The following is a 14,441-nucleotide window of genomic DNA, read 5'->3' on the forward strand; positions in this document are numbered from 1 at the left end:
TCACGTCGTTGAGCTGGGCCTTTACTGGTCGGAGCAGCGCCGCAGGAAGCAATCCCGAGCGCGCAGGCACCACTTCATCCAGCGCCTGCGCCTCCAGGTCCTACAGATCTAGCGGAGTAGTACTAGCTCCTCGGGGCATCAGTGTCTGTTATGAACGATGATGTTGAGCCTGCATGTCCGAACGATCGGGCGGAGTTCGGCCCGGCGGCGCAACGAACGATGCCCGGCGCAACATCCGTGTCCGCGAGGCTGACGATAGGCGAGGCCCCGCGACGGTCCTGGCCAACTGCCCGCGTACAGACGGATCCGCCGAGGAACCACCGGATCCGCGCGGAGCGCAGGCGAACCGGCGTCCACCCGGCTCAGAGCGGCCGGTTCTGCTGCTCGATGTACTGGCGCAACTCTACGTTGTCGTCGGACATGCCCAGGGCCTGACACCGGCCGCGCCGCCGCCATTCCTGGCGGGGCGCGTCAGGGAGTCAGGAAGCCGGTGATGGAGCGCCGAAGGTTGTCGCCCGCGCCCGCCTCTACCTTCCTCACCCGGTGGAACGTGCCGGCCACCATCACCACGAGCCGGTTCGGCCGGGGCGCGATGGACGTGGCCGGCACGGGAGCGTTCATCAGGTCCTTGGGGACGTCGAACTCGGCACACGGCACCTCGCCGACCGGGCAGTCGAACAGCTCCAGCTCGCCGCCCCACGTCGCCCGCCACTCGCCCGACAGGTAGAGCGTGTACGCCGCCCCCCGGCCGCTCCCGTCGTCGTGCCAGTCCAGCCCGGACCCCCGGCCGTACCGCCAAAACTTGAACCGGTCGTTGTCCGCCGCCGTCACGCCGAGCGCGTCGAGGCCCCTCCTGACGGCCGACATCACCTCTCCGGCGTGCTCCTCGCCGGCTTTCGCGGAGGCGTACGACGCGTCGGCGTAGAACGCCACTCCGTCGAACATCGGATCGACCGAGCTGAAGGTGGGCCGGTGCTGCACGGCCCGCTCCTCCTCCCGCCAGGCGGCCAGGGCGTCCGGGGACAGGGCGTTGTCGACCACCACGAACCGCCGCCCCTGTACGAGGGTCACGGCCTCGGCGGTCCGTCCGTCATGAGCTGCCACGCTCGCGCCTCCTGATCTCCTTGGACATGGCCTTCCGCCTCTCCTTCTCGGCCGCCCTCGCGACCGGATCCCGGGGAGGTCGACGAGGGCACCCCCTGCCACGCCGAGTCACCGGCGCCGTCCTCAAGAGCGCGGTCCCGCAGCCCCGAACGCGGGACCGCCCAGACGAGCACCGCCGCCGCCGTGGCGACGATGACGGCCGCCAGCCCGGCCAGGTACGCCGTCCGGCCCACCAGGTTCGCGAGCGGCAGCGCGATCACGAAGCCCAGCGGCACCATCGCCGTGGTCATGGTCGTCTCGAACGATCCGACCCGCGACAACATCGGCTTGGGGACCGTGAGCTGCACGAGGGTGTCGAAGACGACCCCGGCGACCCCCGCCGCCAGAGCCGCCAGGAACAGGGCGCCCGCGACCACGACCAGATGCCGGCCGTACGCGAGAGCCAGGAGCTGCACCGGCATCGAGACGACCAGCAGGGCGACGGTGAGCACCCCGCGCCACTCGACGCGCACGTGCCCGCTCACCAGCGCTCCCAACAGCCCGCCCGCGGCCAGGAACGTCACGATGACGCCCCACTGCTCGATGCTCCCGAACCTGTCCTGCACGGTGATCGGTCCGAGCACGCTCACCGAGGCCAGCCCGACCTGCACCGGAACCCAGACGAGGATCGCGCCCAGGACCAGCGGCAGGCGGGGCATGACGCGCACCGCGTCGAGGAACCGCACGCGCTCCCCCGCGCCGCCGTCATCGTCCTCGGCGGGTCCGCGCTCCGGCGGCCGGGCCCGGATCAGCCGCCTCAGCCAGGCGAGCGAGACGAGGGAGACGACGAAGGTGGCGGCATCGAAGAAGAGCGCCAGCGGCACGCCTCCCACCACCACCAGCAGCGACGCGAGCGCGGGCCCGGCCAGCCGTCCGGTGTCCCCGGCGACGTCGAGCCAGGAGTTGGCCTTCTGCAGCTGGGCGGGGCGGACCAGCTCGGGGAGCAGCCCGACGGCGCCCGGCGTGAAGAAGGCCGTCGCCGCGCCATAGACGGCCGCGGACACGACGAGGTGCCAGAGCTCCGGGTTCCCGAGGGCGAAGGTGATCGCCGGGAACACCTGGGCGGCCAGGCGGACGGCGTCCGCGCCGAACATGACCGGCAACCGCCCGACCCGGTCCGGCAGGCTGCCTCCGTACGCGATGAAGACGAACCTCGCCAGCCACAGGGCCAGCAGCACCATCGGGATGCCCCGCCCGTCGGGCGCGACGGCCAGGGCGGCGAACGCGAAGGTGACCGAGACGACCCCGTCCCCCAGCTGTGAGACCGCCTGCCCCGCCAGGTAGACCCTGTAGAGCGGCGACGACAGGGGCGAGCCGGGTACGGCGGGAGCGTCGGTCATGCGTCTTCTCCGGCGAAATTGTTCACCGGCGAGCCCCGCCCCACCACCTGCCCCGCCTCCGCGAGCTGGACGGTCTCCACGAGATCGGCCAGATGGGCGGCCGTCAGGTGGCGGCCGGACGGGGAGGGGCACGCCTCCACCAGGTCGCTCGCGACCAAGCGGCCCGCTGCGGCGACGCTCCGTACCAGGGCCGTCAGAGTCGCGGGGTCGAGACCGCCACCGGCGGGATAGACGACATCGGGAGCGTACGCCGGGTCCAGCACGTCGATGTCCACCGTGAGGTGCACGGGCGCGCCGGCGCAGAACCGCGCGATCGTGTCCGCCGCCTCCGGCGCGCGGGCCTCGTCGGCCGTCAGGTAGGAGACGCGCCCGTTCGTGGCCTGGTCCAGGTTCGTGTCGACGCCGCGCACGCCGATGGTGAGCCATTCGACGTGGGGATGCTCGGAGAGCACCCAGCTGACGAAGTTCCCGCAGTCCGCGGTGACCGCGTTCCCGGCCGGGCGGCGGTCGGCGTGCGCGTCGAAGTGGACGACGCGCAGCGCCGGATGCCTGCCCGCGACCGCGCTGATCACCGGGTAGCCGATCGAGTGGTCCCCGCCGATCACCAGAGGCCGGTGGCCCTGCGCCAGGACGGTGCCGACGAGGGCCCGCAGCCGCTCGTGGGCCGCCGCCCCCGTGTCGGTCTGCGGATGGACCGCGAGGTCACCGTGATCCACGAGGCCGGGCAGTCCCTCGGCCGGCCGGGCCCGCAGCGTCCACGACCAGGTGCCCGGCTGGGCCAGAAGCCGGAACCTGCCCGCGAGGGCCTGGCGGATCACGGGGACGGCGTCCTTGGGCCGGGGGCCGGGAGGGCCTCCCAGGTCCACCGGCGCTCCGATCAGTCCCCATACGGCCGCGGCGGCCCTGGTGCCCGCGGGCAGGGACAGCGGGGTCCCGGCCGTCCGCGCGAGCCCGCCGGTCGCCGCCGCCGAGGCGTCCGGCGGCACGATCAGGCGGATCCTGCGCAGGGCCTTTTCCGCCTCCTCAGTGAGCCGCACCGCTGGCGCGCCGTCACGGCGTTCCCCCAGCTCCCACAGCTCTCGCAGGGGCGGGGTCAGGGTGAGCCGCGTGCCCTCGGCCTCGTTGACGAGGTCGCCGCCCTGGATCCGGAACGCCGGGTTGAGGACCCACGGGGCCCCGGACTGGTCCACGCTCGTCATGGCGAGGCTCACCGGGCCTGCTCGACCAGGAGGAGCCCGGCGCGGACCAGCGAGTCAAGCGCCTGGTCGATCTCCGCGTCGGTCAGGGCGATGGCCGCCGTGTCATCGCGCAGCGTGGTTCGCCCCGCCGACCACTCGTTCATCCAGGGTGCGAGACGGCCGTCGATCCTGAGCCGCACGCCGAGGCTCTCGATCGCCATCAGGCCGTCCCCGGCCTCGACCAGCGGCGGGAACCGGGACGCCCACCTGAGCCGGGTACCGGTGTACGGGACGCTCTCCACCGACCACGGCAGCGACAGGCCCTCGCGCCTTTCGAGCGACTGCGCGGAACGCACCTCCCGCGCCCGGTGCACGTCCGAGGCCAGGGCGGTCATGAGGGAGTCGAGCTCGCCGCCGTCATCGGGCGTCCCCTCGGTCCTGGGCCGGTTGGACCAGGCGTCCAGCGCGGTCCGCGCGAGGTCCTCGGGGGTGGACGCGTGCAGGCCGAAGGTCCAGTGCAGGCTCGGCCCGATGCCGGTGGCCTCGTGGTCCCATCCCCGGGGGATGTGCCACACGTCGCCGGCGTGCATGTCCGCCTCCTCGATCAGCCGCGCGCCGGGCCCGGAGCCCTCCCAGATCCGCCAGCGCTTGCTGCCCTCCGCCTGGAAGATCACCGTGGCGTGGCCGTCCGCGTGGCGGCCGAACGCTGACTGCGTCGTCCAGCAGGCGTAGCAGTTCACCCAGGCCGGGTCGTCGGCGAAGTACTCGAACTCCTCCCGCAGGCGAGCAGGGCCCACGTGGATGCGGTCGGCCCTGTTGGCGACGAGGGTCGCGCCGGAGCGGAGGTACTCGACCATGGCGCCGTAACGCCAGTTGCGGTGCACGATGTCGCCGCCGTCGATCCGCGTGCTGATGTAGGTGCCGGGATAGGCCATGGGTTCGGACGACAAGCGGATCATCAGCGGTTCGATCGTGGTCGTCCTCATGATGTGGTCGATGACGCCCCATCCGAGCGATGCGCGCCACGATCCCTGCGGGACCCGGCCGGCCAGAAGCTCGTTCCCGAACGACTTGCGCCAGACAGACTCCCCGCCGAGCGCGTCGACGATGTTCTCCCACGACAGTGTCATGACTGTGTCCCAACGCTCCGAAGGACGCCCACGCGGACCAGGGCCCGCACAGCGGCTCGCAGCTCTGGCGTGGTGGCCGCGTCGCGCAGCTCGTCGGCGCCGACGAGGGCGCCGGGCTTCAGCAGGCGGGCCAGCTCACCGAGATCGACGGAGAGCTCTCTTCCCAGGGCGAAGACGCTGTGGTCGGCGATCACGACCGGCAGGCGGGTGACTGTATAGGGTGGACCTTGATCGCTGGTTCTGCCGGGGAACCGGGGCGGCGAGCCGTACCCGCACGACCGGCGGAGCATCGCCTGCCGCCGCACGGCCCGCTCGACGCCGTCGTCGCCGAGGGCGTCCCTGAAGGCGTCGATCGCGCCGGCGACCGGATCCCCGTCGGCCTGTTCCGGGTACTGGGCGTTCCGGCGGCGCATCTGGTGGAACAGCGCGTCCGTGGCGGTCTGCCCGGGATCTTCCGGATACACCGTGAGCCCCAGGAACAGCGACGGGCCGTCATTGCGGAAGAGGTGGTACATCCCCGCGGGGATCAGCAGGAAGTCACCGGGCGCGAGGCGGACGCTGTCCGCCGACGGCAGAAGAGGCTCCGCGTCCAGCGTGTGCGGGCGCCCCTGGCCGAGTGCTGGCAGGCTCAGCCCTGGCCAGGTCCACGCTGTCTTCGCCGCCGGGCCGAGGTGGAAGATGAAGGAGGGCTCCGGGTCGGTGTGCACGCCGAACGGGGTGGTGCCGGAACTGGCCACGAAGCAGTACCAGTCCACCCCTCTCGTCAGCGGAACGCCCGCCGATTCGAGCGGGAGGACGAAGCCGGTGTAGAGAAGCTCAGCGAGCTCGGCGTCCCAGGAGTCCAGGCCGTTGATCGCCAGGCAGATGTCGTCCTTTCCGGTGCGGGCGGAAAGCCAGGAATGTACCGCGGGCCGCCCGGAAAACGCCCCCGATACCAGTTTTTCCGAGGCGTCATAGTCGAGGCAGGTGTCACGGAACGCTCTCATGGCGGGCAGATCCGTGTCGTCGCCGTCCACTCTGGTGGTGGCGGCCCGGAGAGCGCCGAGAACGAGCTCCGCGAGAACGTCCGGTTCGCGGATCATGCCGGGAATGTGCACGCGTTCGGCGAAATGCGGCCCGTCCCGCTCGCAGAGTTTCCGCCAGGTGCCTTCGTCCAGCAAATCTCAGACCTCCGGAATCGTGCGGTGAATGGTCCCGTCAAGCCGCCTGACCAGCCCGGTGGACGCGGGAACCCGTCCTGTGCTCAGAGAAGTCCCGCGCCCACCGGCCTGCGGATCAGTGACCGACGTCCCGCTGCGGCCGCATCCAGAGCTGCCGGTCCTGCAGAGCGGCGACCGACTCCTCCGACACGATGATGTCCGCGATGTCGACGAGAACGGGGCCCCGCCCTTCGTGCCGGTCGAATTCGTTGTGCGACGTCATTTCCATGTGATTTCCCTTCTTGTTGTCGCGGGCCCGCGACGTGCACGGACCCGGTAACAGGAATCAGCGGCTCCGAACCGCGGGAGAACCCGTGCCGCAGCGTCACGGGCACTCCGGCTTTTCTTGTGCCGCTGAGAGGCGTTATTGCTGAGTCTTCACCCGTGGAAGGGCGTTCGCCCAGGTCACCGACCGGGCATTCTCCGGACATTCACCGGGCGAATCCGTGACCCTTGCCGCCCGGCGTCTTCGATTCACGCCGCCACCGGTTGCTGACGGCTCAGGTGTCGCCCGCCCGCGCGGCGCGGCCGAGGCGGAGGGCCGAGATGAGGAAGAAGATGCCGCCCGGGATGGCGTAGCTGGCCGCGTTGAACAGCGTCGGGCTCTGCGCGGAGGCGCCGGCGATGAAGGACACGCCGGCGAGCGCTAGTGGCCCCGTCACGCAACCTTGACCGGGTAACTGGTCCAGCTTCGGATGGGTGAGCTGGCGGCGAAGCTGGTCTTCGGTCGGGCCCGGGCGTTGCGCCATCGGACATGGTCGGGTAGCCCGGAGGGATCTCACCTCCGGGCTCCCACAGATCCGTGCATAACAGTCTCCCGTTACACGGCTCTTGTCGTTCTGGTCATCTGACGGCCGGTTTCGCCCAGGCCCAGTGTGCGAAGTACCGAGGCTGCCGGACCACCGCGTCGCGCATCGCCTGGGTGGCCTTCATCCAGTTGCTCAGCCTCTTGTACTTGTTCATGCTCCATCGCATCAGGTAGGAGTTGATGCGATGGAGCAGGGGATACAGCGCATGGCGGTAGAAGGCTCCGTAATAGGCCATCCAGCCCCGCACCACCGGATTGATCATCCGGGCGAGGTCCAGCGCGGTGCCGTTGACCCGGCGGTGCAACCTGTGCCGCTTCATAACGCATCGCAGGGTGGTTGATCTGCGGTTTTGATCTGCAGTAGCGGTACCGGCACGATCGTGGCTTGTGCCGGTTCGTCTGCTGTACGGCCGGGCCAGCCGGTCAGAAGATCGAACAGCCGGTCAGCGAGATGAACGCCTCCAGAGCCGCCGCTGCCGCCACCGAACTGCCCTTCGAGTCCAGCCCCGCCCCCCAGGCGGCCACCGCGTACCGGCCGGGCACGATGGCCAGGATGCCGCCGCCGACCCCGCTCTTGCACGGCAGCCCGATCCGGTAGGCGAAGTCCCCGGCGGCGTCGTAGGTGCCACAGGTCAGCATGATCGCGTTGATCCGCTTGGCGTCCCGCGCTGACAGCAGTCGTGAGCCGTCCTGCCGAATCCCGTCGCGGGCCAGGAACAGTGCGGCGCGGGCCAGTTCGACGCAGTTCAGTGTCAGCGCGCACTGCCGGAAGTAGTGGTCCAGCACCTGGCCCACCGGGTTGGTCAGGTTGCCGAAGTCGGCGATCAGGTTGGCCATCGCGGCGTTGCGGAACCCGTGGGTGGCCTCGGAGGTCGCTGTCACTGTGTCCGCCTGCACCTCCGGGTTGCCCGATTCGGTGCGCAGCAACGAGCGCACCGCCTCGAAGGCGTCGCCCTTGTCCGACAGCAACTGGTCGGTGATGACGAGCGCCCCGGCGTTGATGAACGGGTTACGCGGGATGCCCCGCTCCATTTCCAACTGGATCAACGAGTTGAACGGCGTGCCGGCCGGTTCGCGATTGACCCGCTTCCAGATGTCGTCACTGTCCCGGCTCAGCACCAGCGCCAGACCGAACACCTTGATAATGCTCTGCAACGAAAAACGAGTGGTCGCGTCGCCGACCGAATGCACATCACCGCCCGCCGTCGCCAACGCGAAACCGAACTGATTGGGATCCACCCTCGCCAGGTCAGGAATATAACCCGCGACTTCACCTTTGCCGATGTACGGCTCGACCGCGGCCAACACGTTATGCACGACTTCCTTGTTGTCCAAAGCTGTCCCTCGATAAATACAAATGCATACTAGTAGGCTCAGGCATATGATCGAAGGCAAAAGCCTCGACCCGAGTTCGACCGCCTCGTGGCGGAGTTCAAAAGGATGCCCAGCCGCTGTCCGACATCATCGGGCAGAACTGACCGAGGCGATCACGGGTGCCGCCAGGCAGACGATGATGGAACGCCATTCGTGTGGCCGGGCCGTTCCCCGACCTGGAGTAGCCGCAACCGGGTGGGCGGCCGTCATTTCTTCGGGATGAATCCGCGCGAGCCCTGGACCACGAGTTTCTGGTACATTTCCTCGTCGCTCAGACCGGTTTCGGTGCCAGGTAGTGGGTTGTCGCCGCTCAGCAGGTCCCGGACACCGAGTAGGCAGTCGTTCCGGCCACGCGGAGGACGACACTTCCGGTGTTCAGATGCCAGCCGTTCGGCAGCGGGACGTCCCTGCCGAGCGTCCGCAACCCCGGCACCCTCCGCATGCCCAAGGCGGTGGCGTCCGCGGTGACGTGGAAAGCTTTGAAGTGGCGACGGGGCATTCCCCGCTACGCGACGGTGCGCGCCGCGTAGCGGGGGATGTGTCAGACCGGGAGGTTCTTGCTGCTGCCGGCCGCGCGGCGTTTGATCAGAGCCCAGCCGACCGCGAGAACAACGACCAAGGCCGGGATCAGCCAGAAGGCGATCTGGTTGGCCTCGTCAGAGAACGCCATCAGTACCACGACCAGTCCCAGGAACCCCAGCGTCAGCCAGTTGGTGACGGGTGCTCCGGGCATCCGGAAGGACGGGCGTTCGATTTCTCCGCGCTCCGCCGCCGCCTTCAGTCGCATCTGGCAGTAGACGAGCGTCGCCCACACACCGATGACGCCGAGGGAGGCGATTGACGTCGCGATCTCGAACGCCATCTTCGGCACGACATAGTTGAGCCCGACGCCCAGCACCATCACGCTCGCGGTGAACAGGATGCCGCCGTACGGGACGTGCCGGGTGCTCATCTTGGCGGTGAAGGAGGGAGCCTCACCTTTCTGGGCCAGAGCCCGCATCACCCGGCCGGTCGTGTAGAGCCCGGAGTTACAGGAGGACAACGCCGCAGTGAGTACGACGGCGTTCATGACGTCGCCGGCTCCCGGCACGCCGAGGCGCGAGAAGACCGTGACGAACGGGCTTTCACTGGCGCTGTAAAGCGTCCACGGAAGGATCATGGCGAGCAGAGTGACGGAGCCGACGTAGAAGATCCCGATTCGCCAGATGACACTGTTGATCGCCTTGGGCAGCGCCTTGCGCGGGTCGGCCGTCTCGCCCGCCGCGATGCCGACCATCTCGATCGCCGAGTACGCGAACACGACGGCCTGGAGGCTCATCAGTACGACGGGAACGCCCATCGGGAGGAAGCCCTCGTGCGCGACAAGGTTGGAGACGCTCGCATGGCCGTCTTGGCCGATCCCGGCGTTGGTCAGCACCAGGCCGATGCCGACGAATAGGAAGATGATGATGGCCAGCACCTTGATGACGGCGAACCAGAACTCCAGTTCACCGAAGAGCCTCACCGACAGGAGGTTCACGCCGAGCAGCACGACCAGCGCGACCAATGCGGTGAGCCACTGAGGCACATCAGGAAGCCACCGGTGCACATAGATCCCGGCAGCGGTGATCTCGGCAATGCCGGTCATCGCCCAGTTGATCCAGTAGAGCCAACCGCTCACGAAACCGGCCCACGGGCCGATGAACTCGCGGGCGTAGGCAACGAAGCTGCCCGCCGTTGGCCGGTGCAGGACGAGCTCACCCAGGGCTCTCATGACGAAGAAGGCGGCGATGCCGCACAGAGCGTACGAAAGGATCAAGCCTGGCCCGGCAGCGGCCAATCTACCGCCCGCGCCGAGGAAGAGACCGACGCCGATCGCTCCCCCGATCGCGATCATCTGCACATGGCGGTTGCTCAGCGCCTTCGAATAACCCTCATCCTCAGTGCTGGTGGCATCGTGGGGAACCAGCTTTACGGTCACGCACCCTCCTCAAGGGCATGGGCTCTCTGGGGTTCTGAATAACGAGCAGACCTACAGGCCGGAAAGGCCCTGATCGAACCGGCTGTGTCTCGTCCAGCACGCCGTGCGCACGATGTGCGGATCCGTCGTCTTCGCCGATACCCCGAGAGTGCTCCTGCTAGGACCCTCTGAGGCCCTTAGCTGTTGTTGGATTTCGAACAGAATGATTACGCTGGGTAACGATCGATGGTGCGACTTAAGCCCTGGCAAGGGAGCGAAACGGACGCCCGAATGTCAGCCGCAGGGATCTGTCGGGTTCTTCGACTTGGTGCTTCCCTGCTTCGAGCGGAGCAGCGGAGCTTCCGCTTGATAAGCCGGTCTTCAGCTAGGCTCATGGGTCCGGCTTGGGAAGTTGCGAAAGGGGCGGGTCCGCGTGCTCCCCGGCATCGTCGGGCAGCGCGCCGTCCGGCTTGTGAGGCGTCATGGGTTGCTCGCCCTGTTCGGTGACCCCGGCAGTGGCCCGCTCCGCCAGCGCCATGGCCGCATCGGCCAGTTCGGAAGCGGAATGGCTGTGGTGCACCCGAGGGCTCAGCTCGATGCGCCGGAACCGGCCGTGCGGACCGACTGTCACGATCACCAGGCCGTCCTCGGAATGCGCCGTGCGCTGTAGGGCGGGGGGGAGTGCTCCATGTACATCTCCCGGATGTGTGCGATCTGCTGGTTGACCTCTCTCGCCAGCGCCCTGATCTCGGCCTCGACCGCGTCCGTCACAGATGTACCTTCATGCGTATAAGTCCCGATGATGATTGACGTTTGTTGCTCCCGGAAGGAGACTTCCTGCGGCCTCTCCCAAAGGCCCGGGCCCAGCGTGATGGGAGGCGCGCTTAGGGTTCTTCAGGGCCCCTGTTAGAGACCCGTATTGCTTACCATAGGTACACGAGGGGTCGCAATAAGGGACCTTCAGGACTTTACCTGGTGGGGGGTGACCCAGATGTCCACCAAGACCGCCGGAATGAGCGATGCGCCGCGGCGCCGCTCCACCCCCGTGATCAGCTTGGGAGCACGCGTGTCGGCACCCGGAGGAGTCCAAGCGCGTGTCGGCACCCGGAGGAGTCGAAGGCCGATGCCGTGGCCTTGTACGAGCCCACCGCCAGAGGGCTGCTGGGTCGGCCGCGTGGTTCCACGCGGCGGCCACGCTCCGGTGATGTGGTCGGCTGCTTTGCGGGCGTCTGTACGGCCAGGGCCCGAAGCGCCGAGCTGGAGCCGGACCGGCCATGACACCTGGAACTCCCGATCGGCTACCTGGTCGACCGCGTGCTCGGCGACCTCAAGGCGGATCGCGCCGCGCCGATCTCGATGAAGGTGCCACTGTCGAAATCGGCCAGTGCTCGATCGCGGAGCACGGCGAGATCGCGTACGAGGACCTGCGCGGTCACCGCCCGCTGCCAGCGCTGCCCGGAGCGACCTGGGTCGGGGATCCGGTCACGGGTGGCATCGCCGGGGCGGGTAGATCAACGAGCGCGGGGGTCTGCTCGGACATAACCCAGACCGTATCGCGGGGCCGCGGATTCACGGTCCTGAACGAGCGTACAATGCTCTGGCATGGATTCCCCCAGCCTGCTTGATCGAGTACGCGAACTGCGCGACGAGGGGCAGTCGCCCAAGCAGATCCCCCGAGCACTCGGAATCGCCTGTGGGTGCCGAATGTTGTGTCTCCTCATGCGACCTGGGCGTACTCATGCAGGAGGCCGCCGAGCCGGTCTCTTCGGGAAACCTCGATGTCGGCGTCGACTGGATCGGGCAGCGCCCGCAGTTGACATTCTTGGCAGTCGCGCTGCAGTCTTCGCGAAGCACGCTCATCAGGCAGGCCGATCGCCAACCGGTCAGGTGCCCTCGCGAACAACGAGAACAGCGGCTGATCGTCACTCGGCAGTGGTGGTTCGGGTGCAGTCGCCGTGCTCGATGATCCAGTGGGGCCGAGCTCGGAGACGGTGCCCGCGGAGGCGGCGCCAGGCGCTGATGAGGTCCGTGGTGAAGCCGCGGTCGCGGTTGCGGATGGCGGGGGCGCCGGAGGGCTGGCCGCGGTACGGGATGCTGTCGCCGGCTTCGAGGCGGGCTAGGAGGTCGGTGAGTTCACGGATCGCGCGCTGGATGGAGCGGCACCAGAGGGTCTCCTCGTTGTCGTCGGGGTGGACGGGGGAATGGATGACGGCAAGGAGCGGGCCCGCGTCAACTTTGGGGACGACCAGGTGGAGGCTCGCACCGACGTTGGCTTCGTCACGACGGTGGAGGGCCATGAAGACTCCCTGGTTGCCGCGGTAGGCCGGCAGGCAGCCCGCATGCACGTTGATCGAGGTTCCGGCGGCGGCCAGCACGTCGGCGCGCAGGATGGAGACGGCGAAGACGATCGTGATGTCGGGCGCCCATGCGGTGAGGGCGGCGGGGACCTCGGGATCGTTGACCGACCGGGCCCTGACGACGGTGGCGGGCGGCAAGTCCGGGCCGAGCGCGGCGAAGAAGCCGCGGCGGTAGCGGCGGTGGCCTAGCAGGCGCTGTCGCCGCTCGTGCACCCGGAGGTAGAACCAGTCGACGTAGCGGCGTTTGCGCAGCAACCCGAGACCCCACCGATCGCCTTGTTCTACGATGACCCCGACCAGCTCGAACCGTCGCCCCAGGACGGAGTAGAGATGGTGGTGGTGCGGACCGTCGGAGCCGATCGCGGCGACCCTCAGGGGACGGCCCGGCTCCCCGCCGATCGACAGGGTTCCTTCTCCGACATCCATCCCTCAGCCCTCCAGGACCCCGCATGGATCTCAAGGACATCTTCTTTCCCAGCGACCGATCTGTCAGGCCCGCGCGCTTCGTCGGCGAGTACTTTTTCGCCCACGACGGCTGGCCGGGGGTGCTGAGGCTCCAGGTCTCCGCCGGACGGAACCTGCGCGGCGAGTACCGCGACCACCGCCTCGACCAGACGTTCACCGCCACCGGCCAGATCGACCTCGAAGTCCGGCACCGGATCACCCTGGTCATCCACGACTTCAACTGGCTGCCCGAGCAGCGCTTCACCGGCTACCTGTTCACCCACGGCGACGGCCGGACGATCGCGGGCACCACCACTTGGGAGACCGAGCCTTTCGGCTTCGTCGCGTTCGGCGACGGCGCACTCCCGCCCGCGGTACCCGGCCAGGTGACCAACCAGGTCACCCCCACCGACTTCACCGGCTCCTACACCATGCTCCACGACGGCCACGTCGCGGAGATCAACCTGGAACACGCCGAAGGCCGCCTGCTGACCGGCGTCTACCGCCACCCCGACCTCGACGACGAACTGGCGGTCGAGGGCGAGATCGACGCGGACTTCGGCCACGGCTGCGCGTTCCGCTTCACCGGCGACGCCCGGCTGAGCGACGTGCGCCTGCACGGGTACCTGTTCACCCGGCCGAAGAACGCGATCAGCGGCGAGATCGTCAGCGGCGGCACGCCCACCGGGTTCGTAATGCTACGCAGGTCCTAGGGGCGGTCGGCGGTGATCGTCAGGGTCCAGGTGACGACGCCGGACTCTGGGATGGTCACGGCGTCGCCGGAGCCGCACTCGCCGAGGTCGCCCGTCCGGCCCAGCAGGGGTTCGACGCCGATCGACCGGTAGGGGGCGTCTTCGGGCCAGCCTCCGAGGTTCCGCCAGAACGCCACGCCGGTCGGCAGGCCGGGGGCCGACACCGTCAGGGTGAGGCGGTCGAGGCCGTCCAGGACGATGGCGGTCGCGACGTCGGGGACCACGACCATGAGGGTGCTGCCGTCGTCCGGGCCGAGATCACCGAGGTCGACGCCGTCCAGGTCGGGCCAGGGGAAGGATCGCAGTCCGGTCTCGGTGCCAACGGTCGCGGGCAGGCCCTCGGGCAGAACGAGGCGGGAGCCGGGCGGCAGGTCGAGGAGGGCGTGCGCGGCCCAGATGAAGGCCCGGCCCGGTTCGCCTTCGAGCCGGTAGCGGACGGTCAGGACGTCGCCGTCGGCCGTCATCTCCCGGCGCAGCCGGAACCCGTCAGCCTCGACCTCGTGGCCGCCGCCGGTCTCCGTCCAGGGACGCGACCAGACGACGCCGTGATCGGGCGGACCGCCGAGCGTCGGCAGGCACTCCTCGAGGCCGCCCGCGTCGACGAACCGGTCGCCGGGCGTGACCTGCGCACGGCGGGGTTCAGTACGGGAGAACAGCCACTCGCGTCCCGCGGCGGAGCGGAGCGACGTCCATCGTCCGCCCAGTGCCGGGTCGACCACGACGGAGATCCGACCGGACTCAGCCATGGGCGTCTCCCAGCTCGCGGGGAGGGGATCC

16 protein-coding genes are annotated in these 14,441 nt (G+C 68.9%); 1 reads left to right on the forward strand and 15 read right to left on the reverse strand.

Features of this window, described 5'->3' with window-relative positions; genetic code table 11:
* Window positions 1-471: 471 nt before the first annotated feature.
* The 14 genes from ABGB18_RS45330 to ABGB18_RS45395 all read right to left on the reverse strand — a co-directional run bounded on the left by ABGB18_RS45330 (window position 472) and on the right by ABGB18_RS45395 (window position 12,894).
* Complete coding sequence (locus ABGB18_RS45330; RefSeq protein ID WP_347701902.1) at window positions 472-1,104, reverse strand: 2OG-Fe(II) oxygenase; 633 nt, start codon at window positions 1,102-1,104, stop codon at window positions 472-474.
* Complete coding sequence (locus tag ABGB18_RS45335) at window positions 1,068-2,483, reverse strand: MFS transporter (protein WP_347701903.1); 1,416 nt, start codon at window positions 2,481-2,483, stop codon at window positions 1,068-1,070. The genes ABGB18_RS45330 and ABGB18_RS45335 overlap by 37 nt, the downstream gene beginning before the upstream one ends.
* Complete coding sequence (locus ABGB18_RS45340; RefSeq protein WP_111180077.1) at window positions 2,480-3,694, reverse strand: arginase family protein; 1,215 nt, start codon at window positions 3,692-3,694, stop codon at window positions 2,480-2,482. Before ABGB18_RS45340 ends, ABGB18_RS45335 begins: the two co-directional genes overlap by 4 nt.
* Complete coding sequence (locus tag ABGB18_RS45345; RefSeq protein ID WP_347701904.1) at window positions 3,691-4,791, reverse strand: cupin domain-containing protein; 1,101 nt, start codon at window positions 4,789-4,791, stop codon at window positions 3,691-3,693. Before ABGB18_RS45345 ends, ABGB18_RS45340 begins: the two co-directional genes overlap by 4 nt.
* A complete protein-coding gene (locus ABGB18_RS45350) occupies window positions 4,788-5,951 on the reverse strand; it encodes a hypothetical protein (protein WP_347701905.1) in 1,164 nt (387 codons plus the stop codon). Before ABGB18_RS45350 ends, ABGB18_RS45345 begins: the two co-directional genes overlap by 4 nt.
* A 115-nt stretch (window positions 5,952-6,066) precedes the next feature.
* Window positions 6,067-6,219 carry a hypothetical protein gene (locus ABGB18_RS45355; protein ID WP_176993608.1) on the reverse strand — a complete coding sequence of 51 codons (153 nt, stop codon included), beginning with the start codon at window positions 6,217-6,219 and terminating at the stop codon, window positions 6,067-6,069.
* Between the two features lie 271 nt (window positions 6,220-6,490).
* The gene (locus ABGB18_RS45360) at window positions 6,491-6,652 is read right to left on the reverse strand and encodes a hypothetical protein (protein ID WP_347701906.1); all 162 of its coding nucleotides are present in this window, start codon (window positions 6,650-6,652) and stop codon (window positions 6,491-6,493) included.
* Window positions 6,653-6,833: 181 nt separating this feature from the next.
* Complete coding sequence (locus tag ABGB18_RS45365) at window positions 6,834-7,118, reverse strand: group II intron maturase-specific domain-containing protein (RefSeq protein WP_347701907.1); 285 nt, start codon at window positions 7,116-7,118, stop codon at window positions 6,834-6,836.
* Between the two features lie 103 nt (window positions 7,119-7,221).
* On the reverse strand, window positions 7,222-8,133 hold the full coding sequence (locus ABGB18_RS45370) for a glutaminase (protein WP_347701908.1): 912 nt from the start codon (window positions 8,131-8,133) through the stop codon (window positions 7,222-7,224).
* Window positions 8,134-8,482: 349 nt separating this feature from the next.
* The gene (locus ABGB18_RS45375; protein WP_347701909.1) at window positions 8,483-8,614 is read right to left on the reverse strand and encodes a hypothetical protein; all 132 of its coding nucleotides are present in this window, start codon (window positions 8,612-8,614) and stop codon (window positions 8,483-8,485) included.
* 99 nt (window positions 8,615-8,713) lie between these two features.
* Window positions 8,714-10,132 carry an amino acid permease gene (locus ABGB18_RS45380; RefSeq protein ID WP_347701910.1) on the reverse strand — a complete coding sequence of 473 codons (1,419 nt, stop codon included), beginning with the start codon at window positions 10,130-10,132 and terminating at the stop codon, window positions 8,714-8,716.
* Window positions 10,133-10,502: 370 nt separating this feature from the next.
* The gene (locus ABGB18_RS45385; RefSeq protein WP_347701911.1) at window positions 10,503-10,748 is read right to left on the reverse strand and encodes a hypothetical protein; all 246 of its coding nucleotides are present in this window, start codon (window positions 10,746-10,748) and stop codon (window positions 10,503-10,505) included.
* Window positions 10,745-10,882 carry a hypothetical protein gene (locus ABGB18_RS45390; protein ID WP_347701912.1) on the reverse strand — a complete coding sequence of 46 codons (138 nt, stop codon included), beginning with the start codon at window positions 10,880-10,882 and terminating at the stop codon, window positions 10,745-10,747. The genes ABGB18_RS45385 and ABGB18_RS45390 overlap by 4 nt, the downstream gene beginning before the upstream one ends.
* A gap of 1,151 nt (window positions 10,883-12,033) precedes the next feature.
* Window positions 12,034-12,894 carry a formyltransferase family protein gene (locus tag ABGB18_RS45395; protein ID WP_347701913.1) on the reverse strand — a complete coding sequence of 287 codons (861 nt, stop codon included), beginning with the start codon at window positions 12,892-12,894 and terminating at the stop codon, window positions 12,034-12,036.
* 23 nt (window positions 12,895-12,917) lie between these two features.
* Between ABGB18_RS45395 and ABGB18_RS45400 the strand changes: the two genes are divergently transcribed.
* A complete protein-coding gene (locus ABGB18_RS45400) occupies window positions 12,918-13,625 on the forward strand; it encodes a hypothetical protein (protein WP_347701914.1) in 708 nt (235 codons plus the stop codon).
* Here the strand turns inward: ABGB18_RS45400 and ABGB18_RS45405 are convergent.
* Window positions 13,622-14,410: a hypothetical protein gene (locus ABGB18_RS45405; RefSeq protein ID WP_347701915.1), complete on the reverse strand. Its 789-nt coding sequence runs from the start codon at window positions 14,408-14,410 to the stop codon at window positions 13,622-13,624. The two genes, ABGB18_RS45400 and ABGB18_RS45405, sit on opposite strands and share 4 nt — an antisense overlap.
* Between the last annotated feature and the right edge of the window lie 31 nt (window positions 14,411-14,441).

This window comes from Nonomuraea sp. B12E4 (assembly GCF_039871825.1).
Classification (GTDB): Bacteria; Actinomycetota; Actinomycetes; order Streptosporangiales; family Streptosporangiaceae; genus Nonomuraea.